The organism is Clostridium sp. SM-530-WT-3G (assembly GCF_012843905.1).
Taxonomy (GTDB): domain Bacteria; phylum Bacillota; class Clostridia; order Clostridiales; family Clostridiaceae; genus Clostridium.
Map to the genome: position 1 here is coordinate 94,259 of NZ_JABAGC010000002.1, position 22,148 is coordinate 116,406.

Sequence of the window (22,148 nt, forward strand, 5' to 3'; positions counted from 1 at the left end):
CTTGACATATTTTTATTTTTAATATAGAATAAAAAGGAATACTGGTTTAGCATATTCCAAATGCAGTGAGAAGAATATGACACCTACTCACTTTCTTATTAATATAAATGAGAAAATGATAAATTAGGAGGTGTTTATGTGGGAATAGCAGTAATGATATTAATAGACATTATAGTTCTTTTAATATTAGGAATAGTAGTTTATAAAACAATTCAAAATACTTCGCAAAGAAAGATAGAGTTGTTGGAGAAAGAAGCTGAGGATGTTCTTGAAAAAGCAAAAAGAGATTCGGAAGCTACTAAAAAGGAAGCAATTCTAGAAGCTAAGGAAGAAGTTCACAAATTAAGAAATGATTTTGATAAGGAATCTCGTGAAAGAAGAAATGAGGTTCAAAGGCTTGAAAGAAGAGTAATTCAAAGAGAAGAAGCAATTGATAAAAAGAATGAAATTCTTGAGAAAAAAGAACAGACAATCAATGAAAGAATGATTGAAGTAGAATATGCAGAAGCAAAGGTACAGGAGCTTGAGAATGAAAGAAGAGCTGAGTTAGAAAAAATATCAGCATTATCTAGTGAAGAAGCTAGAGAAATTCTTTTAGATGAAATTAGAAAAGAAATAACGCATGATGTGGCCTTAATGATAAAAGATATCGAAGGCAAGGCAAAGGATGAAGCAGATAAGAGAGCAAGAGAAATAATTACAACTGCAATCCAAAGATGTGCAGCAGATCATGTATCAGAGACAACTGTACACGTTGTTACACTACCTAATGATGAAATGAAAGGTAGAATTATAGGTAGAGAAGGTAGAAACATTAGAACTCTAGAAACATTAACAGGGGTAGATTTAATTATAGATGATACTCCAGAAGCAGTTATTTTATCAAGTTTTGATCCGATAAGAAGAGAAATTGCTAGAATAGCTTTAGAAAAGTTAATAGTGGATGGCAGAATACATCCAGCTAGAATTGAAGAGATGGTTGAAAGAGCAACAAAGGATGTTGAAAACAGTATCAAAGAAGAAGGGGAACAAGCGGCCCTAGAAACTAGTATACATGGATTACATCCAGAAATTATTAAGCTTCTTGGTAGATTAAAGTATAGAACTAGTTATGGACAGAATGTTTTAAAACATTCTATAGAAGTTTCATATTTAGCTGGTTTAATGGCTTCAGAGCTAGGTTTAGATGTTACTCTAGCTAAAAGAGCAGGATTACTACATGATATTGGTAAAGCTGTTGATCAAGAACAAGAAGGCCCTCATGCCTTAATTGGAGGAGATCTTGCTAAGAAATATCACGAATCGCCATTAGTAGTTAATGCAATAGCAGCCCATCATTCAGATGTTGAAATGCAATCTTTAGAAGCTGTGTTAGTTCAAGCAGCTGACGCTATATCAGCAGCTAGACCAGGAGCTAGAAGAGAGACATTAGAAGCATATATTAAGAGATTGGAAAAGTTGGAAGAAATTGCGAATTCGTATGAAGGTGTAGAAAAGTCATATGCCATTCAAGCTGGTAGAGAGATTAGAATTATGGTTAAACCAGACAAAGTTGATGACATTGGAACAATTGAATTAGCACATAATTTAGTTAAGAGTGTCGAAGAACAACTTGAATATCCAGGACAAATTAAAATTAACGTTATAAGAGAAACTAGAGCAGTTGATTTTGCTAAATAGTGAAGATAGAGATGAAGTATATTTTTAATATGCTTCATCTTTTATAATATAACAACTTATATTTTATAAAGCATTTGAAGAACTTATAGTAACGATATAGAAAAAAGGAGGATTTTTTATTAGATTATAGAATATATTTAATGTAAACGATTAGCAGAAAACATTTCTAGGAGGTATAACAAAAATGGAAGTATTAAAAGTATCAACTAAATCAAATCCAAATTCAGTAGCAGGTGCGTTAGCTGCAATAATAAAAGAGAAAAATATAGCTGAGATTCAAGCTGTTGGAGCTGGAGCAATAAATCAGGCAGTAAAAGCAATTGCAATAGCAAGAGGATTTGTTGCACCTAGTGGAAAGGATATAGTATGTGTACCAGCCTTTACAGACATAGAAATAGATGGAGAAGAGAGAACAGCAATAAAGCTAATAGTTCAACCGAGATGATATTTTTGGATAATAATGAAAAATTTTGAGTTGAAATTTTCAATAAAAACGTTTATACTATAAGAGTTAAATGCTATATTTATTAATTTTTTGTAAAGAGGTGTATATTAATGATAGCAAAAGAAGTTGTTGTAAAAAATGGATCAGGTCTTCATGCTAGACCAGCTACATTATTAGTTAAGAAAGCTTCATCATTTAAATCTGACATTAGCATAGAATATAATGGAAAAAAAGCAAATGTTAAGAGCTTAATTGGAGTTTTATCTTTAGCAGTAACTAAAGATGCAACTATTAAAGTTATAGCATCTGGAGATGACGAAGCTTTAGCAGTTGACGAAATTGTAAAATTAGTTGAAGGTTTAGAAGACTAATATTGTAAAAAGGGTTTCATATTTAAAATATGAAACCCTTTTTATGTCTACATAAATTAAAAAATGAAGTCGTCATTATAACGACTTCGTTTTATTTATAAGAGTCTGAATCAATTAAATCACATCTAAATGGAAGGGATGCCAAGTTTAGTGCTGCAACAAATACTAATACATAAATACAGCGTTCTATTATTGGTATTCCAAGTGAAATAAAGTTTACAAGATTAAAGTCTAATAACCCTATTAATCCCCAGTTTACAGATCCTATAAATACTAAAATTAGTGATAGTTTATCAAATATGTTCAGTTTACACACATCATATCACTCCTTAATAACTAAATCATTAATATATGTATATGAGTTAAAAATACAATAATAACAAAAAGTTAAATTAAAATTTGTAAAAAGAGGTATCAATTTTAAAACATATCTAATAAGTATCACGTATACAAATATCTATATTTTAAATAAAGGTTTATACGAATATTCATAAATAGGGAATATTTTTAATGAAAAAAATAATATAAAAATAAAAAAAATCGTACAAAAGGTAAAAAAATATGCTATAATACGAATGATGAAACTTAAAAGAGAGAATATATTCGTGTGGAGGTTTTTGAATGAGAAATTTATATAGTACACCATTAAATTCAAGATATGCATCAAAGGAAATGAGTTTTATTTTTTCAGATGATATGAAATTCACAACTTGGAGAAAGCTATGGGTTGCATTAGCAGAAGGTGAAAAGGAATTAGGATTAAATATAACTGATGAACAGATAAAAGAGTTAAAAGAACATATTAATGATATTAATTATGATGAGGCAATAGAAAGAGAAAAAGAAGTAAGACATGATGTAATGAGTCATGTATATGCATATGGGTTACAATGCCCATCTGCAAAAGGTATAATTCATTTAGGAGCAACATCTTGCTATGTTGGTGATAATACAGATATTATAATAATGAGGGATGCTTTAAAAATAATTAAGAGCAAAATTGTTACTGTATTAAATCATTTGAAGAATTTTGCAATAGAATATAAAGATATGCCAACTCTTGGATTCACACATTTTCAACCTGCACAATTAACAACTGTGGGTAAGAGAGCAACACTTTGGATGCAGGATTTAGTTTTAGATATAGAAAATATTGATTTCTTATTATCAAAATTAAAATTAAGAGGCGTTAAAGGTACTACAGGAACTCAAGCAAGTTTTATGGAGTTATTTAATGGAGATGAAAGCAAAGTAAAAGCTTTAGATAAGATAGTAGCAGAAAAAATGGGATTTGAAAAAAGTTTTGGTGTTACTGGACAGACTTATCCAAGAAAACTTGATTCGATAGTTTTAAATACTTTATCAGAAATAGCACAAAGTGCGTATAAATTTAGTAATGATTTAAGATTACTTCAACATATGAAGGAAATGGAAGAACCATTTGAAAAGAATCAAATAGGATCATCAGCAATGGCATATAAGAGAAATCCTATGAGAAGTGAAAGAATCAGCGCTCTTGCAAGATATGTAATAGTAGATTCATTAAATCCAGCTATTACTGCAGGAACTCAATGGTTTGAAAGAACTTTAGATGATTCTGCTAATAAGAGATTATCTGTTGCAGAAGCATTCTTAGCATTAGATGGAGTATTAAATTTATATATTAACATAGCTGAAAATATGGTTGTATATGATAAAGTTATAGCTGCTCATGTACAAAGAGAATTACCATTTATGGCAACAGAAAATATTATGATGGAAGCTGTAAAGAGAGGTAAGGATAGACAAGAATTACATGAAAAAATCAGAGTTCACTCAATGGCTGCTGCACAAAGAGTTAAGGGTGAAGGTTTAGATAATGACCTTATCGAGAGAATAATCAATGATGATTCATTTGGACTTACTAAGGAAGAAATATTAGGAGTAATAGATCCAGTTAAATTTGTAGGAAGAGCTCCTAGTCAAGTTACAGAATTTATTGAAGAATATGTTGAGCCAATTCTTAATGATAACAAAGAAGCTTTAGGAATTGAAAGTGAAATAACAGTTTAATATAGAAAATATAAGTATATATTGTTTTTAAAAGACATACTGGGTAGTATAAATATGAACTACTCAATATGTCTTTTTTGTTAATTTAAAGTAATGCAACGTATTACAGGATATATAACAGGATATATTTCACTTAGTGGATAATTTAATTTGTTATAACTATGGCAGCAGTATAATGCTTCATTGAATGGAAGTACATAAGTTATAAATCCTGAATGAAAATAATACCCTTTTTGAGGAGTATAGAATTGTATTATAGTTCCCCTTATATAAGGGGAATCGTCAGGAAGTTTGTTGCCAATATTATTTTTTGTAATATATTTATATAATTCATTAACTCGTATCCATGAACTGGTATATGGTTTCCATGTGTTAGTAAGTGGGATTCCTCCAGCATAAATTATTTGTGAAATAAAGTTTGTACAGTCACCACCGGAATCATTAAAATTTGTGTAATTATTATTTGGCGTTAAAGCATATTTTTCAGCGTATTTACAAGCATTATTTATATTGAATTTTGAAGTAGAAAATCTATTATATGAGGATTTATTCATAAAACAATTATAAAGCTCATTTATATTTTTAATTTTACTATTCCATAAAGTTGTATTATCATAAGTCAATATTCTTAAATCTAAATTTGAAATAGAGGATAAGTTTTTATTAAGATAATTGTCATAATTAAATTCATTTTCTTCACGTGAAATTAATATAAGAGCGTTTAAAAGGGAACCTTTTGTGTATTCAATTATTAATAGATACTCATCTATAGAGCCGGATTTTATACTCTTATCATTAAAGTCAATAAGAAAAGAATTTAAGATAGTCAATTTAATCTTCAATAAATCATAATGTTGTTCTAATATTTCATACTTATATTTAAAGCTAAAACTAGTGTGCTTATGGTGTAACTTTTTCATCCAAATATAATTAAAATTATTTTTTGTAAGTATATTTTCGTATAAATTAAAATCCATAAAGGATGAAAATGGACTAATATTTTTGGTATTCATATATTGAAAATTTGCGGTGATAAATTTACATAAATTATATAAATAATCTGAAAGCATACTATATCAACCTTAATAACTTAATTCTAATAAAAATATACTACATTTTGTTAGAATTAAGACTTATAAAAAATGAATTTATAATGTATATTTGAAAAATAATTTATGTGATTTTACAAATAATATAATTATTATGATAGTTAGGCTAGATAGGTAAGTAGACAAAAATAATGTTAATATAAGTAGAAACAAATATAAATAATGTGTTATAATTGCAAGGTGATTAAAAATTTTACAATATGAGATATTGTACTATAATAAAAGTATGAATTTGATAAAGTGGGTAAAAAATAATAATACTTTAATAGAAAATCAAATTTACTGAAGATTATATAAAGGAGATATCGGAAATAATGCAAGAAATATCGAAGATATTAGCTGACAAATATGAAGAGGTAATTGGAAAAATTAATAGCTTTTCAAATGAATATTTAAATAAAGAATATAATGATATTTGTGTAGAAGCTACCAAGTTATTATTTTTAAATAATGAAACAATTGTGAAAAAAGGTAAAAGTGATTCATGGGCAGCTGGTATAGTGCATGCTATAGGAAGTGTAAACGGATTATTTGACTCAAAAGAAGAACCTTATATAAAAGCGTTAGATTTATATAAAAAATTTGGTGTAAGCAGTAGTACAGGTTCAAATAAATCTAAAGAAGTAAAATCATTATTAGGAATAAATGAAGATAATAAAAAGTGGATATTATCATCAGTTAATGAAAAGGATTCTAATGAATCACCAATGAAAAATGAAGCGGCAACAACAGCTGTAAATCAAAAAAATAATGCTGATAAATTAATAATAAGCAATAAGTATGTTGAAGCTCAAAGAATTGTAAATAGAGCATGGAGAGAAAAAAATTATAATAGTAAAGCTAAGTACGCAAGAGAAGCTTTAAATATTTATGAAGATTGTTCAGATGCATATATAATTTTATCTAACGATGCAAAATTAAGCTTGAGTGAAAAGACTGAGCTGTTAAGAAGAGCCGTAAAAGCTGCACAAAATGCATTAAAGATCGATAAATTAGAAAATGCAGATAAAAGAATATTTAAATTAGAAATAGCTCAACCTCTTTTTGGAGCTAAGTATGTTTTGGCTCAACATTTATGGAAAGAAGGAGAGAGAGATGAGGCTATTAAAGAAGCTTCAGAAATAATTCAATATAATACTACAGATGATTTATTAGTGAGAAGAGTTCTATCAAGCTGGTTATTGATAGAAGAAAAATATGATGAAGCTTATGCACTTTTAGATAGATGTATTCATGATTATTTAGCAGCTACATGCTATAATAGAGCAGCATTATTATTTAAAACTGGAAAGAAAAAAGAAGCTGAGAGTGCATTAAGAAGAGCATATAGACAAAATAAATTTGTTATGGATTACTTATTAAAGAAGAAGACTGCAAAATCAGCATATAATGGTTCGAGAATAGGAAGCGAAGATGAAGCAGCTGCATATTCAGAATTGGGATTAAAAGTATGGAATAATTCAGAAATAAGAACATGGCTTAAAGATATGAATAAGAATTTTGAAATATTAAATTTTAGATAAGTATTTACAAAATTAAACATATATGATAATATATTCTTTGTAAAATTTAATAATTCTTCAGGATAGAGTGTAATTCTCAACTGGCGGTTATAGCCCGTGGGCTTTTAAGTTTTTAAGAGCAGGTTCGGTGGAATTCCGAAGTCAACAGTATAGTCTGGATAAAAGGAAGAGTATATATTTATTATAATTTATTATATATTGGCTAAATGTTTATATAGTTTAATAAGGCAAGTGTATTAATTATGATTTAATATATTAGAATATTTATCCTGAACTTTTGTTCAGGATTTTTTTATTAAAAGCTTATTAGAATATATAATAATTAAGTTTAGAATAATCATATTTAATAAATATAAGTAGACTAAATAATTTGGCAGAAGCCCCTGAAGATAAAACTTCAGGGGTTTTTCTTTACATATGGAAAAATAAATATACTGGGAATTGTTAAATTAATAACCAATAAAGGAAGTGTATTAATTAGTGGATGAAATTTATATGCAGTTGGCTTTAATGTTAGCTAGAAAAGGTGAGGGCAGTGTGAGTCCTAATCCTCTTGTGGGGGCTGTTATTGTAAAAAATAATAGAATTATAGGAATGGGATATCATGAGAAGTATGGTGAAAATCATGCAGAAAGAAATGCAATTAAGAATTCATTTGAGGATGTTGAGGGAAGTACTATTTATGTAACACTGGAACCATGTGCTCACTATGGAAAAACTCCACCTTGTATAGATTTAATAATTGAAAAGAAATTTAAAAGAGTAGTGATTGGAATGCTCGATCCAAATCCATTGGTAGCAGGAAAAAGCATAAAAAAGTTACAGGATAATAATATTGAAATTACAGTTGGAATTAAAGAAAAAGAATGTAGAAAGCTTAATGAGGTATTTATTAAGTATATAACAAAAAAGGTTCCGTTTGTAGTTTTGAAGAGCGCTATGTCATTAGATGGAAAGATAGCAACGTCAAATGGAGAATCCAAGTGGATTACATCTAGTGAATCTAGGAAAGATTCACATAAACTTAGAAATAAATATATGGGGATTTTAGTTGGAATAAATACTGTAATTCAAGATAATCCAAGGCTTAACTGCAGAATAGATAAAGATGAACTTAATGATTATAGTAATTTACTAGGATATATTAAACAATATAATTTATCAGTAGCAGATGGATTTGAGTTGAAATTTGGAAAAAGAGAAGTTAGGAATCCTATAAGAATAATTGTAGATAGTAATTTAAGAATTCCCATGAATTCAGAGGTAATAAATGATGGTGGGATTACAATTGTAGGAACTGTAAAAGGGTGTAATGAAGGAAAGAAAAATAAACTGGAAAGTATGGGGATTAAGGTAATTGAAACAGAGTCTAATTATGGAAAAGTTAATTTGACAGAACTAATTAGGAAATTAGGTGAAGAAGGTATAGATTCTATACTTATTGAAGGAGGAGGAAATATTAATTTTTCAGTATTAGAAGAGGGAATTGTAGATAAGGTTAGATTTTATATAGCTCCTAAAATAATAGGTGGAGAAAAATCTAAAAGCAGTATTGAAGGAAGTGGATTTTTAGAGCTTGATCAATCTGTAGAGCTAAAAAATATGGAGTTTGAAAAAATAGATAAGGATTTTGTAATTACAGGGTATATTAGTTAAATTGTAAATTAGCTGAGTTTAATAATAAGAAGGTGATTATATGTTTACTGGGATTATTGAGGAACTAGGAAAGGTAGAAAAAATTCAATATGATAGTGGATTTTATAAGATTGATATTCAATGCCAGAAAGTATTAGAAGGAATAAAATTAGGTGATAGTATTTGTGTTAATGGGGTGTGCCTTACTGCTAATAAGCTTTATGAAAATCATTTTATAGCTGATGTTATGGGAGAAACTATGGCTAGAACCAATCTTGGAATTTTGACTGATGGAGATAAAGTGAATTTAGAAAGAGCACTTAGTTTGTCTGATAGACTTGGAGGTCATGTAGTAACTGGTCATGTAGATGGAAAAGGTAAAATTATTGATATTGATAAGAAGATAGATGGAACATGGTTTTCTGTACAAGTACCAGAGGACATACTAAAATATATAATTTTTAAAGGTTCTATTACAATAGATGGAATAAGCCTTACTGTGGCATATGTGGATGAAAATATATTTAAGGTCTCTGTTATACCACATACATTAGAAAATACAATATTAAACTATAAAAAAATAAATGATTCTGTAAATATAGAGTGTGACCTCATTGGAAAATATGTTGAAAAATTTTTATTAAGACAGGATGATACAAAAATCTGTAATAAAAAAAGTAATATAACTATGGAATTTTTAAGTAAGCATGGTTTTTAGGTCAAGGGAGGAAAAGTATATGAAATTTTCAAGTATAGAAGAAGCTATAAATGATTTGAAAAACGGAAAGATGATTGTAGTTGTTGATGACGAAGGACGTGAAAACGAAGGGGATCTTGTTATTCCAGCGGAAGTGGCAACTAATGAAATCATTAATTTTATGATAACTCATGCTAAGGGCCTTTTATGTGCACCTATAGATATGGAACTAGCAGAAAAGCTTGGTTTAAATCCTATGGTAGAAAAAAATACAGATAATCATGAAACAGCATTTACTGTTTCTGTTGATTATAAAGATACTACAACAGGTATATCAGCATTTGAAAGAGCAAAAACAATAAAAATGCTTGCGAAAAGTGTTAATCCATTAGATTTTGGAAGACCTGGACATGTATTTCCACTTATAGCAAAGAAAAATGGTGTACTTGAAAGAACAGGTCATACAGAAGCTGCTGTTGATTTGGCTAAATTGGCAGGATATAAAGGTGTAGCTGCTATATGTGAAATAATAAAAGATGATGGAACTATGGCAAGAAGAGATGACTTATTTGAGTTTGCAGAAAAACATGATTTAAAGATTATTACAATAGCTGATTTGGTAAGTTACAGGCTCAAAAACGAAAGTATTGTATCTAATGAAGCTGAAGCAAAACTTCCTACAAAGTATGGTGAATTTAGGGTGTTTGCATTTAAAGAAAAGAATGGTGACAAATGTCACTTAGCTTTAGTTAAAGGAGATATAAAAGAAGAAAATAAACCAATTTTAGTAAGAATACATTCAGAATGTCTTACTGGAGATGCATTAGGTTCTAGAAAGTGTGATTGTGGTGAACAGTATGACAAAGCCATGAAAATGATAGCTGAAGAGAGATGTGGGATACTCTTATATATGAGACAGGAAGGAAGAGGCATAGGAATTTTAAATAAACTTAAGGCATATGCACTTCAGGATACAGGACTTGATACAGTAGATGCTAATCTTGCATTGGGACTTGAAGAAGATTTAAGAGATTACAGAGCTAGTGCAGATATATTAAAGAGTTTTGGAATAAATAAAATAAAGCTTATTACAAATAATCCAGACAAGATAGAAGGAATAACAAAATATGGAATAGAGGTAGTGGAAAGAATTCCAATAGAAATGAAAAGCAATAAATACGATATATTTTATTTAAAAACTAAAAAAGAAAGAATGAATCATTTGCTTAATATATAAAAGTAAAAATATTTAATTAATATATTCACAATTATAAGATATATATAGATTTTTGGAGGAGATAGTAATGAATAAATTTGAAGGCAAGTTAGTAGCTGAAGGCTTAAAAGTAGGAATTATAGTAGGAAGATTTAATGAATTTATAGGAGGAAAACTTCTAGAAGGAGCACTTGATGGATTAAAAAGACATGGTGTAAAAGATGATGATATTGATGTGGTTTGGGTACCAGGAGCATTTGAGATTCCACTTATAGCAAAAAAGATGGCTAAAAAAGATAAATATGATGCTGTAATATGTTTAGGAGCTGTAATTAAAGGATCAACATCTCACTATGATTATGTATGTAGTGAAGTATCAAAAGGAATAGCATCAGTTTCATTAGAAACTGAAAAGCCTGTATTATTTGGTGTGCTTACTACAAATAATATTGAGCAGGCAATTGAAAGAGCAGGAAGTAAAGCTGGGAATAAAGGATATGAATGTGCTGTGTCTGCAATAGAAATGGCGAATTTACTACAAGTTATGAATTAGATATTAATATAAACAGATAAAAATAATATACACATATATTAAATCTATTAGATTAAGAGATTTAATTAAAGAATAAATATAAAAGCTGATTAATTGTGACATTGTTATGTTATATATATATATAAATTATTTATATGATAGTATATAATATGAAAATTAATCAGCTTTAAAACAATATAATTAGTATTCTTGTTTTTCGAAACTTGCACATTTAGTTTCGGAATATATTTGAGAATTACTGCCTGACACATTTATTGATTGCAAATCACATAACTTATTACAGTTGTGAGTACAAGTTTCAACACTGCAGATTAACGCATCGCATGGACCAGAACTATTTGTATTAGAAGTTAAATCACCATAGAGTGAGCGTATTAAGAAAGAACCACAGCATGTTCCACTGTCGCTAGATGCACTCATACCTCCAATATCTACTGTGTTAGAATAACAAACGTTATTTTTGTTATGTGAACAGTTGCATACATCACAATTAATTTTTTGCACAAAAAACACTCCTTTTTATGATTTTATTTTGAAATTAAATTAATATTATTAAAATTATTTACTGAAGTATCTATCTAACAAACCTTTAAAAGCTTTTCCATGTCTAGCTTCATCTTTACACATTTCGTGAACTGTATCATGAATTGCATCTAAATTATTTTTCTTAGCAAGATCAGCTAAATCTTTTTTACCTTGGCATGCACCAAATTCAGCTTCAACACGTGCACTTAAATTTGATTTTGTACATGGCATAACAACTTCGCCTAATATTTCAGCAAACTTTGAAGCATGATCTGCCTCTTCATATGCTATTCTTTTATATGTTTCACCGACTTCAGGATAGCCTTCGCGATCAGCTTGACGGGACATTGCAAGGTACATACCAACTTCAGTACATTCACCCATGAAATTAGCTCTTAATGCTTCTAGCATTTCTTCATCAAGACCTTCAGCTATACCAACTCTATGTTCATCAGCAAATTGAAGATCATCTTCCACTTCTTTAAATTTATCTGCAGTTGCCTTACAAATAGGGCATACTTCAGGTGGTGTATCCCCTTCATGAATATATCCGCATATAGTACAAATAAAACGTTTCATTATAATTCCTCCATTTTAAAGTATTAGTAGGTAAAAACAACCTTATATTTATTATTACCTTATTATTAAAAAATATTAGTGTACTAATCTGCATTTTAATTAGAAAATAAATAATAAATGGATTTTAGAAATTTTTGTGTGTTAAAGTGATATGATAAAATAAAATTATAAACACATTAGAGGGAATAGTGAAAAGTTATGGAGGAAAAAGGATATTTAAAATCAATAAATATAAAGAAAAAATTAATATGGACTTGTATTTTTGGAGGAATAAGTTTAAATCTTCTTGTTATGTGCCAGACTATAGATGGTTTTGGAGACTGGTATAACAAATATATATACACTTTTTTAGTAGATACAATATGTAGAATGATTTCTTGGATACCATTTTCAGTGTATGAAATTATATTATATGTATTTGTATTGTATATATTATACTGCATAATAAAAAATCTTTGTTTGTTAATTCAAAGAAAATTAAAAATAAAAGACATATTAATTAGAGCAGTTTCATCACTTCTTTTATATATATCTATATTTACATTTTTGAATATGGTAACACAAGGTGTAAACTGCTTTAAATCTAGTTTTGCAGTAATTACAAATCTTGAAAGAAAAGAAGTTGATAAAGAAAATTTAAAGGAATTATGTATATACTTAAAGGATAATTTAAATGAACTAGATAAAAAGATCAATAAAGATAACAATGGATTATTTGCTCTTAAGAGTGATTATAAAGAAATAGGAAGAAAAAATATGTATGATCTTTCTAATAAATATGATTGTCTAAAAGGGTTTTATCCTAATCCAAAGGGATATATTTTTTCAAGTTTAATGTCATATCAGCTTCTTCAAGGGGAAAGTACTTTTACAATAGAAGCAAATTATAATAAGGATATGCCAGAACATAATATACCTAGTACCATATGTCATGAGCTTAGTCATATAAGAGGATTTAATAATGAAGATGAAGCAAATTATATAAGTTTTTTATCATGTATAAACTCTGAAGATTATAATTACCAATATAGCGGTTATATAATGGCATATGTGTATTGCATGAATGATTTATATTATGCAGATAAGGAGGCATTTACTGAAATAAGTAAAGATACATGTGATGGTGTAAAAAGGGAGCTTATACAGGATGATATGTTCTGGAAACCATATAGGGGAATTGTGTCTAGTGTATATAATTTTATTTATGACAAGCTTTTAAAGATGGTTGGTCAGAAAAATGGAATAAATAGTTATAATGGTGTGGTAAAGCTTTTGATATCTGGATATAAAAATCAATTTTAATTAAGTTATATGAAATAAAGTTAAACATTAGGTACATCTTTTGAAATTTCAATTAATATATACTATTCCAACATTTCAAAATACAACAGGAGTAACATGGACTTTAGAAAGAAGAAAGGCAATAGCAGATATTACAGGAAGATATAATAAAGTTGTAATTGAAGATAATCCATATGGAGAGTTCAGATTTAATGGTGAAAATCTTCCATCATTAAAATCATTTGATACAACTGGAAATGTTGTATGTCTTGGAACATTTTCTAAGATATTTTGTCCTGGATATAGAATTGCATGGGTTGCAGCACATAAAGATATAATTGAGAAGCTTGTTATAATTAAACAGAGTACTTATCTACAATGTAATACAATTGCACAAATGGATATTGCTAAATATTTAGAATTAAATGATATTGATGAGCATATTGAAAAAATTAGGCGATTATATAAAAAAAGATGTAGCCTTGCAATAAAGACTATGGAAGAAGAATTTCCAGACTATGTTGAATTTAATAAACCTGATGGAGGATTATTTACATGGATTAAACTACCTGAATATATAAATGCAAGAGAGTTATTGACAAAGTGTATTGAAAAGAATGTTGCATTTATACCAGGAGGACCTTTCTTCCCTAATGGAGGGCATAGTATTGGCCTTAGTTAATAAATAAAAGTGAAAATAAAGAAGAGTATTTAAAATCCAGCTATTTTAAATGCTCTTTTATTAATATATATGGTTATATAATTAGCTGAAGGAGAGTACCAAAAAGTGATAAGAAGATTAAAAAACGTATGGTATTAAATTTCACTTTTCTTATTGGTTTTAAAAAGAGTGCAGCAATAGCACAGAACCCCCAACATATTGAAAGATACTTTTGAAGAAAGAAATTATAGGGCTGATAATTATAATTAATATAAGCAAGTAGCAAGGAGAAAAAAATAATGGGAATAAACACATACACCTTATGCAATAAAAGGCCTCTTTTAAAATATAATAAAAGGAAGCATAGACAGCAGCAAAAGACTAAAAGATTAAATCCTACTGAAAGAAGGCGTAATGCCATAAAAAATCCTCCTGATAATATACTTGTCAATTAATATTATTCGTATTATATAGAAAAAATAACTTATATTTTACAGGCATAAAGTACTGTATTAAAGATAAAAAAGCTTATTTATTATTGCAAAAAGCTCAGTTGAGCATTAGTGAGTTTTTCATCGTAGGATGGTATTTTTAAAGAAATATTATATTTATTACTTGCTTCTAAAAGAGTATTCGCTAATTTTTTTATATTATTGTCATAACATTTATATTTATCTTTAAATTTCATTTCATATTTGAATCTTATTCCAGGAAAGTTTTCATCAAGTTTTTTATAAAAATATGCTTTTTGCCTATCACGCATAGTTATTCCTAAAAATGGAACTATATATTTTACGCCGTAATAGTTAGCTCTATCTACTATTTCTAATATATTTTTTTCATTATCTTCAATGAAAGGAAGAACTGGCATTAGTGTAATGCAGGTACAGATTCCAGCTGAAGATAATATTCCAAGAGCTTTAAATCTATAGGAAGATGATGGTGCAGCTGGTTCAATTATTTTTGCAAGTTTATCATCATATGTTGTTATGGTCATAGCAACAGAGGCATATATTTTGTTTATTTCTGATAAAATATCTATATCTCTTAATATTAGATTGCTTTTGGTAGTTATGTGAACAGGATTATTATATTTTGAAATAATCTCAAGACATTTTCTTGTAAGCATATATTTTTTTTCTGATAAAGTGTAAGGATCACTCATGGAACCTGTACCTATAGTTCCTTTTTTTCGTCTGCTCTTTAATTCTTTTTCAAGTAAGAAAGGCGCATTAATTTTTATATTTAAATCATCAAAATTTTCTATTCTATAGCATAAACCTCTGGAATCGCAGTAGATACATTTATGTTCACATCCTCTGTAAATGTTAAATAAATATTTGCATCCGAACCAACTTGAAGGGGATTTATTTTTTGAAAGAAGAATCTTGCCTTCAATTTCTTTTGACATTTTAATACCTCCTTAATATATATGTTTAATTTTACTATAAATAATATGACATGTGAGTGTCATGTTAAGTTTATTGTAAGAAATATTAAAGCATTTTATGTGGGCTTATATGTACTTTTGGAATGAATGATATGGGATTAATTGTAATAAAAGTAGCTGGAATGTAGAATATTAGTTGATAAAAGTAGGTAGTGTGGAGGATGGATATGAATAGTTTGGGAGCTGTAACCATTGAAACAGAGAGGCTTATATTGAGAAAGTTTAAAGTTAGTGATGCTGAAAATATGTATAAAAATTGGGCTAGCGATAAAGATGTTACAAGATATCTTATATGGCCTACACATAAAAAATTGGAAACAAGTAAAAAAGTATCGGTATTAGACTTTTTCTTTAATAAAGTGAAGGTAAATAGAGTATATGCAAAGTATGATAGTAATAATGTTTCTTCAGGCAAAGTAATGAAAAAAGTGGACTAAAATATGAGGGAATGCAGCATATGGCAGATATCAATAAAAGTGGAATATGTGATATATGCTTTTATGGTATTACTCGACAGGAATATTTAATTAATTCAAAGGAAAAATCAATAACTATTATTAAAGAAATATCTGAAGACAACAGGGAAGAGGTAAATAAATTCATTCAAAAAAGAGGTTTTGAGCTTGTAAAAGTATATAAAAATGCAGTTGAGTCAGCAAGAGCTATAAAACCAGAGATACCTTTGTATGGTGATTTTAATATACCTATAAAGCATGAATTAGAATTTGAACTGATATTGTAAGCTTTACATTAAGGTTAAATTTATGTATTGAATATGAAAGTCATGGTATAATAAAAAATATTAAACTACAGAAATTTTATACATGGAGGTACTAGGATTGAATAAAGATTTTCAGTACATTTTATTTGATTTAGATGGAACACTTACAGATTCAGGAGAGGGAATAACAAAAGCAGTACAATACGCATTAAAATATTTTGGAATAGATGTTCCTAATATTACAGATTTAAATAAGTTTATAGGTCCACCATTAAAAGATTCTTATAAAAGATTTTATGGATTTGATGACGATAAGGCCCAAGAAGGATTAATTAAGTTTAGAGAATATTATGAAGATAAAGGATTGTTTGAGAATAAAGTTTACGATGGAATTGAAGAAGTACTAAAAACTCTTAAAGAGAATGGCAAGGAGCTTATAGTGGCTACTTCAAAGCCAGAAGTTCATGCAAAGATAATACTTGAACATTTTGGATTAGCTAAATATTTTAATTTTATAGGTGGAGCTGATTTAGAAGAGACAAGAGTAAAAAAAGCTGATGTAATAAAATATGCTTTAAAGGAAGCTGGCATTGATGATTTTTCTAAAGTAATTATGGTTGGTGACAGAGAACACGATATAATTGGAGGAAAAGAGAATAATTTAAAAACCATAGGAGTTCTTTATGGATTTGGAGATGTAGTTGAACTAACTCAAGCTAGAGCAGATTATATTGCTAAAGAACCAAAGGATATTTTAGATATATTACTATAATATTATTAGTGAAAAATTAATATCATGAAAATTTAAAATTAATTATTAAGATAAGTGCAATATGCAGCTATGTTGTTAAGATAAGATGAACTTATGGATAATGAGAATTCATAGGTTCATTTTTATTGTAGAAAAAAATCTAGAATTCCTATATAATTAGTATGAATATATTGAGAAAAAATATTAATAGAATAGAATTGTGAGTATTTTTTCTTAATGCTTTTTAAACATTAGGAGGAAAGATTATGAACGGATTATATAAAACAAATAAAGAGAGTATAAATGTAAATGATATTGATAAATTATTAGGCAATATTGAACTAATAGATATAAGAGAGGAGAATGAATATAATGAAGGCAGTATAAAAACTGCAAAGAATATTCCTATGAGAGAATTATTAATGAATCCAGAAGATTATATGGATATGGATAAACAGTATTACTTATTATGTCGTTCTGGATCTAGAAGTGCAATGGCATGTATGCAGCTTAGAGAAGAAGGGTATGATGTTGTAAATGTTTCTGGAGGTATAATGGGGTATACTGGAAGTAATATGATAAATAAATAGCTTTTTGTATGCATAAGTGTTTTAATATAGTAGTTAGTATAAATACATAGATAAATTAATAAATTTATTGCCCATTCTATAATTATAGGAAAAACTGTGATTATGGAATGGGCAATATTTATTATATCTTAAATTACATTATTGAGATTATATATTGTAAAAATAGCAGATATTAGTGTACAATTAAATGACTATTAAGTAAAGGGGTGCAAAAGATGAGTGGTAGAATAAAAAGGTATATATTGGGTTTTGCTGATATATTAGAAACTGTTATTGGAGTATTGCTTGCTTTCAGCATAGCTGTATTAGTTATATTTTTATTTGCAGATTTAAAGATTTTAGTATTAAATCCTACAAATACAGAGCTATTTAATACATTATTAGCTTCTGCATTTAATCTTGTAATAGGAATAGAGTTTATAAAAATGCTTTGTAAGCATAGTCCTGATACTGTAATTGAAGTATTATTGTTTGCGATAGCAAGAAAGCTTATAGTAGAGCATACTTCAACTATAGAAAATTTAATAGGTATAATATCTATAGGAATATTATTTGCTACAAGAAAATATCTATTCCATAATTTTGAGAATGTAACTGAAAAGGCTGTATATAGAGGAAGTGAAAGAGTTAAGAGAATTAATCTTCTTGAACATGTAGATATTCCTTTTGAAGGTCACGAAACTCTTGAAGAAGTTATATTAAAAGAAGTAGAAAAGAGAAATATTAAGCTAGGAACAGGAGTGTGTATTTATTATTCAGACTTTGCACTTAAAATTGCAAAAATGAAAAATCATGAAGTAACTAGAGTAGAAGTTATTAAATCACTAGACTAGCTTTATATCAATTGAACTGATGAATAACTAAATACATCAGTTCAATTTTTATTTATATGTTAATTTAGCTGATATTTATAGGTTAACAAAAGTTGCTTATATTTGAACATTAGGATTGGATAATAGTGTCATAGTTCTTACCAGTTCATTATTTCTTTTATTTTATTTACAAGAGCTATTGATAGTTTATCATGAGTAATAAGGCTTGGATGAGAATCTGTACCTATACCATCAGCTTCATTTTGTGGAGTTAAATGCATTGAAAAAATATTATTATCATGAAATTCCTTTGAGAAGCATGAAACACATTTTTCTACAGAAGGGTATAAATCATCTCCCATAACCCCTAAAATACATAATATTGTCGATGAAGGATTAGCTTGTCTTACTTGCTTTAAGAAGCTTAAATATCCTTTTTCAAAGTAGTTAATTCGTTCTTTAATATCTTTAGTATAACTAAAATCATTAGTGCCTAGATTTATTACAACTAAGTCAGGAATGAATTTTGAATTATTCCATATGTTATATTGATTTTCAGGAATTCCTAATATTTTATCTAAATCCATATCTGTATATTTATAAAGTTTGGGTATGAGTAGTTCGTCATTTGGGACATTTTCTTCGGTGTAAGATGAAATTACTCCAATTCCACTCCAACTTACAAGATTATAGTCAGCAGAAAGTTTTCTTGCAGTTTTTGAAGCATAGGCCATCCAAGGATTTTCTTGAGCAGTATTAAATTCATCAACATCTAATTTTCCTTCATTTCCATATCCGCATGTTATAGAATCACCTATAAATTCAATTCTTCTTTTACTATTTGCAACTTTTTTTATTTCTTTAAAATCATAGATTTGTATGCTTTTTATACCGAGCTTAGCAAATGCTACTTCGGACATTTTTATAAACTTTACTTTTACAGTTTGAATATCTTTGGATTCAAATAAGGTATATTTATTTTCTTTAATATTGATTATAAATCTTTTGTGAGGAATTTCGTTATCATTTATAAATATAGCAACACAAGCTTTGAAAGTATCTTCATAAGCATCACAATTTGAACATAATGTAATGTCTAATCTAGAGCCAGTAAATTCGAATTCTATACCACTGCACGAATAATCTATATATAAAATATCATCTATAGTTTCTGTTCTTCCTAAAATTTTAAAATTATCTTCTGTTGGTTTAAAAGTTTTGATCATATAAAACACCTTTAAATTCACATTTAAATATTAATATATAAATAAATTTTAAAATTTGATTTATGAAAAGTAAATGCAAAATGTAAAATAAAGTAAATATAATATTAAATATTTAATCAATATTATTAATATAATTTTTAAAATGTGATATAATTTTTTATGTGGTAAAGTTTGTAAATAAGGAGAAACCAATGGGGCAGTCTTTAGCAGTAAAAAATAAAAAGAAGTCTAGAAAATCAATTAAAATACAAAGAAGAAAGTTTTTTATGGAGTGGATAATTCCAGTTTTTGCTGCAATTTTTCTTTCTATAATGATAAATAGATTCATAATAATAAATACACAAATACCAAGTGAATCTATGGTACCAACATTAAATGTTAATGATAGAATTATTGTGACAAGAGTATTTAATACAGACAATATAAAACGTGGAGATGTTATAGTATTTTACTCAAAAGAACTTAATGAAAGGCTTATAAAAAGGTTGATTGGTGTTCCAGGAGATAATATTGAAATAACTGATGGTGTAGTAAAAGTAAATGGAAAAGAATTAGAAGAAGATTATGTTAAAGAAAATAAAATCTATAATGGAACATTTCAAGTTCCTAGTGGTAAATTCTTTTTTTTAGGTGATAACAGGCCTGTATCATATGATTCTAGGTATTGGAAAGAACCTTATATAGATAAAAAAGATATTGTAGGAAAAGCAAAAATTAAATGTTATCCTATTAAAGATTTTGGAGTTATAAAATAAAAATAAATGCTGTATTAACGTTTTGAAAAGTTGATACAGCATTTATTTTTATTGTTCACGTATTTTTTCTTTATCCCATATGAAGAATTGTTCAGAGTTAGTAAGAGAACCAAAAAGATTATCTTTAAAGCCGGGTATTCTGCTATCAAGCTCATAGATAAGATTTTTCATATCTTCACGCTTTGTTTTTTTATCAGCAGGGCATGGATTTTCAATTACAGGAAAATTGTATTTTTTAACAACATTTTTTATTGATTTTTCTGTAATATATACCATAGGTCGGATTAAAGTGATATTTTCTTTATCCATATAGCTTTTAGGAGAGAAACAATTTATACGTCCTTCATAAGAAATAGAAAGCATAAGGGTTTCTATGGCATCATCTTTATGGTGACCAAGTGCTACCTTATTACAGCCAAGCTGTTGAGCAGTTGAATTTAAAGTTCCACGTCTAAGTTTTGCACATAATGAACATGGATTTTTTTCTTTTTTTATATCAAAAACTACTTTTTGAATGTCTGTTTGAATTTCATAAAAAGGCACCTGAATTTCCTTACATAATTTATGAAGAGGACTGTTATCTACATCACCTGGATTTAGAGTTATAGCTATAAGTTCAAATTTTTGTGGTGAGAATTTTTTATATAAATTTAAAAGATGTAAAAGTGTTAGACTATCTTTACCTCCAGATAGACCTACTGCAATTTTATCTCCATCTTCTATAAGATTAAAATCATTAATTGCTTGACGCATTTTACTAAGAAGTTTCTGCATTAGTTAATATCCTCCATTTTTTTATTTATTATAACATATAAAGAGTAAAATTTATATTTTATTAGATTAAATGATATTATACATAAATTAAAATTATTTAATGAGGATATTATTTTAGATTATTAAATTATATATTTAATAATTTTATTTTCAAAAATGGAATTTATATTATCAGTGAAAAATGTTTTCATTTCAGCAAGCTGTTCTTTTGTATAGACGTATTTTCCATATCCAAATTGTCCATACTTATATTTTCTTTCATCATCATTCATAGGAAGTGTATTATCAGGAAAAACTTCGTTAATTACATTTTTTGCTCTAGTCGTATATCTGTGCGAAATTACTTCAAATGTAATAGGAACAGGATCAAATGTTGCTGAACCTTCAAAAATTGTAAGTTGAGGTAATCTTTCATTCCAGGTATATGACTTTTTATTTTATTTGACGACATATTAATTATTTCTACTTTAGGATTGTCTTTAAAGGTATTAAAAATATTATTCCCTATTTCATAATCTAAAGAATTTTTTTCAAAAAGTATTCTGTTAGGGACAAACATTGGCTTCACTTCATTTAAAAATTATAGATATATTTTTTGTGTAATTAAGAAATAATATACATGTTTATATATAATGAAAAAATATATCATAAAATCTAATGTTAATGCATATATAAATGTGGCAAACTACATGTAAAATGATATTTGTTTTACCAGTATAGAATTATATTGAATAAAATTAAA

Annotated in this window: 24 protein-coding genes, 1 pseudogene and 1 riboswitch; of the genes and pseudogenes, 17 read left to right on the top strand and 8 right to left on the bottom strand. The window is 27.7% G+C overall.

Features of this window, described 5'->3' with window-relative positions; all coding sequences use genetic code 11:
- Positions 1-138: 138 nt before the first annotated feature.
- From rny to HF850_RS01410, 3 genes are all read left to right on the top strand, one after another.
- Positions 139-1,680, top strand: coding sequence for a ribonuclease Y (rny, locus tag HF850_RS01400; RefSeq protein WP_169103700.1), 1,542 nt, complete (start codon positions 139-141; stop codon positions 1,678-1,680).
- 184 nt (positions 1,681-1,864) lie between these two features.
- Positions 1,865-2,125 carry a stage V sporulation protein S gene (locus tag HF850_RS01405; protein WP_169103701.1) on the top strand — a complete coding sequence of 87 codons (261 nt, stop codon included), beginning with the start codon at positions 1,865-1,867 and terminating at the stop codon, positions 2,123-2,125.
- A 110-nt stretch (positions 2,126-2,235) separates the two neighbouring features.
- The gene (locus tag HF850_RS01410) at positions 2,236-2,496 is read left to right on the top strand and encodes an HPr family phosphocarrier protein (RefSeq protein ID WP_169103702.1); all 261 of its coding nucleotides are present in this window, start codon (positions 2,236-2,238) and stop codon (positions 2,494-2,496) included.
- Positions 2,497-2,587: 91 nt separating this feature from the next.
- Here HF850_RS01410 and HF850_RS01415 read toward each other — a convergent pair whose 3' ends face one another.
- Complete coding sequence (locus tag HF850_RS01415; RefSeq protein WP_169103703.1) at positions 2,588-2,812, bottom strand: DUF378 domain-containing protein; 225 nt, start codon at positions 2,810-2,812, stop codon at positions 2,588-2,590.
- Between the two features lie 305 nt (positions 2,813-3,117).
- Between HF850_RS01415 and purB the strand changes: the two genes are divergently transcribed.
- Positions 3,118-4,548: an adenylosuccinate lyase gene (gene purB, locus HF850_RS01420; RefSeq protein WP_169103704.1), complete on the top strand. Its 1,431-nt coding sequence runs from the start codon at positions 3,118-3,120 to the stop codon at positions 4,546-4,548.
- An 80-nt stretch (positions 4,549-4,628) separates the two neighbouring features.
- Here purB and HF850_RS01425 read toward each other — a convergent pair whose 3' ends face one another.
- Positions 4,629-5,525, bottom strand: a complete 897-nt coding sequence (locus HF850_RS01425) for an amidase domain-containing protein (RefSeq protein ID WP_169103705.1) — start codon at positions 5,523-5,525, stop codon at positions 4,629-4,631.
- A 446-nt stretch (positions 5,526-5,971) separates the two neighbouring features.
- On the opposite strand from HF850_RS01425, the gene HF850_RS01430 reads away from it, so the two are divergent.
- From HF850_RS01430 to ribE, 5 genes are all read left to right on the top strand, one after another.
- Positions 5,972-7,180 carry a DUF6398 domain-containing protein gene (locus HF850_RS01430; protein ID WP_169103706.1) on the top strand — a complete coding sequence of 403 codons (1,209 nt, stop codon included), beginning with the start codon at positions 5,972-5,974 and terminating at the stop codon, positions 7,178-7,180.
- Between the two features lie 49 nt (positions 7,181-7,229).
- Positions 7,230-7,355, top strand: a riboswitch (FMN riboswitch).
- Positions 7,356-7,660: 305 nt separating this feature from the next.
- Positions 7,661-8,836, top strand: a complete 1,176-nt coding sequence (ribD, locus tag HF850_RS01435; RefSeq protein ID WP_169103707.1) for a bifunctional diaminohydroxyphosphoribosylaminopyrimidine deaminase/5-amino-6-(5-phosphoribosylamino)uracil reductase RibD — start codon at positions 7,661-7,663, stop codon at positions 8,834-8,836.
- Between the two features lie 40 nt (positions 8,837-8,876).
- Complete coding sequence (locus HF850_RS01440) at positions 8,877-9,533, top strand: riboflavin synthase (RefSeq protein WP_169103708.1); 657 nt, start codon at positions 8,877-8,879, stop codon at positions 9,531-9,533.
- A gap of 19 nt (positions 9,534-9,552) precedes the next feature.
- On the top strand, positions 9,553-10,749 hold the full coding sequence (locus tag HF850_RS01445) for a bifunctional 3,4-dihydroxy-2-butanone-4-phosphate synthase/GTP cyclohydrolase II (RefSeq protein WP_169103709.1): 1,197 nt from the start codon (positions 9,553-9,555) through the stop codon (positions 10,747-10,749).
- A 67-nt stretch (positions 10,750-10,816) separates the two neighbouring features.
- Positions 10,817-11,281 carry a 6,7-dimethyl-8-ribityllumazine synthase gene (gene ribE / locus HF850_RS01450; RefSeq protein WP_169103710.1) on the top strand — a complete coding sequence of 155 codons (465 nt, stop codon included), beginning with the start codon at positions 10,817-10,819 and terminating at the stop codon, positions 11,279-11,281.
- A 180-nt stretch (positions 11,282-11,461) separates the two neighbouring features.
- Here the strand turns inward: ribE and HF850_RS01455 are convergent, their stop codons facing one another.
- Positions 11,462-11,785 (bottom strand): DUF1540 domain-containing protein, encoded by a 324-nt coding sequence (locus HF850_RS01455; RefSeq protein ID WP_169103711.1) that lies wholly within the window; start codon positions 11,783-11,785, stop codon positions 11,462-11,464.
- A gap of 54 nt (positions 11,786-11,839) precedes the next feature.
- Positions 11,840-12,385: an NADH peroxidase gene (locus HF850_RS01460; protein WP_169103712.1), complete on the bottom strand. Its 546-nt coding sequence runs from the start codon at positions 12,383-12,385 to the stop codon at positions 11,840-11,842.
- Positions 12,386-12,583: 198 nt separating this feature from the next.
- Between HF850_RS01460 and HF850_RS01465 the strand changes: the two genes are divergently transcribed.
- Positions 12,584-13,687, top strand: coding sequence for a DUF3810 domain-containing protein (locus HF850_RS01465; RefSeq protein ID WP_169103713.1), 1,104 nt, complete (start codon positions 12,584-12,586; stop codon positions 13,685-13,687).
- A gap of 40 nt (positions 13,688-13,727) precedes the next feature.
- Positions 13,728-14,348 (top strand): PLP-dependent aminotransferase family protein, encoded by a 621-nt coding sequence (locus tag HF850_RS01470; protein WP_243159358.1) that lies wholly within the window; start codon positions 13,728-13,730, stop codon positions 14,346-14,348.
- A 514-nt stretch (positions 14,349-14,862) separates the two neighbouring features.
- Here the strand turns inward: HF850_RS01470 and HF850_RS01475 are convergent.
- Complete coding sequence (locus HF850_RS01475; protein WP_169103714.1) at positions 14,863-15,738, bottom strand: radical SAM protein; 876 nt, start codon at positions 15,736-15,738, stop codon at positions 14,863-14,865.
- A gap of 206 nt (positions 15,739-15,944) precedes the next feature.
- On the opposite strand from HF850_RS01475, the gene HF850_RS01480 reads away from it, so the two are divergent.
- The 5 genes from HF850_RS01480 (at position 15,945) to HF850_RS01495 (ending at position 18,672) form a co-directional block, all read left to right on the top strand.
- Positions 15,945-16,214, top strand: a complete 270-nt coding sequence (locus tag HF850_RS01480; RefSeq protein WP_347564371.1) for a GNAT family N-acetyltransferase — start codon at positions 15,945-15,947, stop codon at positions 16,212-16,214.
- Positions 16,215-16,234: 20 nt separating this feature from the next.
- Positions 16,235-16,519, top strand: coding sequence for a hypothetical protein (locus tag HF850_RS16080; RefSeq protein WP_347564372.1), 285 nt, complete (start codon positions 16,235-16,237; stop codon positions 16,517-16,519).
- Between the two features lie 97 nt (positions 16,520-16,616).
- Positions 16,617-17,270 (top strand): HAD family hydrolase, encoded by a 654-nt coding sequence (locus tag HF850_RS01485; RefSeq protein WP_169103715.1) that lies wholly within the window; start codon positions 16,617-16,619, stop codon positions 17,268-17,270.
- A gap of 245 nt (positions 17,271-17,515) precedes the next feature.
- Complete coding sequence (locus HF850_RS01490) at positions 17,516-17,839, top strand: rhodanese-like domain-containing protein (protein WP_169103716.1); 324 nt, start codon at positions 17,516-17,518, stop codon at positions 17,837-17,839.
- A gap of 215 nt (positions 17,840-18,054) precedes the next feature.
- Positions 18,055-18,672, top strand: a complete 618-nt coding sequence (locus HF850_RS01495; RefSeq protein ID WP_169103717.1) for a phosphate-starvation-inducible PsiE family protein — start codon at positions 18,055-18,057, stop codon at positions 18,670-18,672.
- Between the two features lie 137 nt (positions 18,673-18,809).
- Here HF850_RS01495 and HF850_RS01500 read toward each other — a convergent pair whose 3' ends face one another.
- Positions 18,810-19,877 (bottom strand): SGNH/GDSL hydrolase family protein, encoded by a 1,068-nt coding sequence (locus HF850_RS01500; RefSeq protein WP_169103718.1) that lies wholly within the window; start codon positions 19,875-19,877, stop codon positions 18,810-18,812.
- Positions 19,878-20,068: 191 nt separating this feature from the next.
- Here HF850_RS01500 and lepB point away from each other — a divergent pair, with 191 nt between their 5' ends.
- The gene (lepB, locus tag HF850_RS01505) at positions 20,069-20,632 is read left to right on the top strand and encodes a signal peptidase I (protein WP_169103719.1); all 564 of its coding nucleotides are present in this window, start codon (positions 20,069-20,071) and stop codon (positions 20,630-20,632) included.
- Positions 20,633-20,680: 48 nt separating this feature from the next.
- On the opposite strand, the gene HF850_RS01510 is transcribed toward lepB, so the two are convergent.
- On the bottom strand, positions 20,681-21,406 hold the full coding sequence (locus tag HF850_RS01510) for an ATP-binding protein (protein WP_169103720.1): 726 nt from the start codon (positions 21,404-21,406) through the stop codon (positions 20,681-20,683).
- A gap of 122 nt (positions 21,407-21,528) precedes the next feature.
- A pseudogene (locus HF850_RS01515) lies at positions 21,529-21,965 on the bottom strand (spore photoproduct lyase family protein).
- Positions 21,966-22,148: the final 183 nt, after the last annotated feature.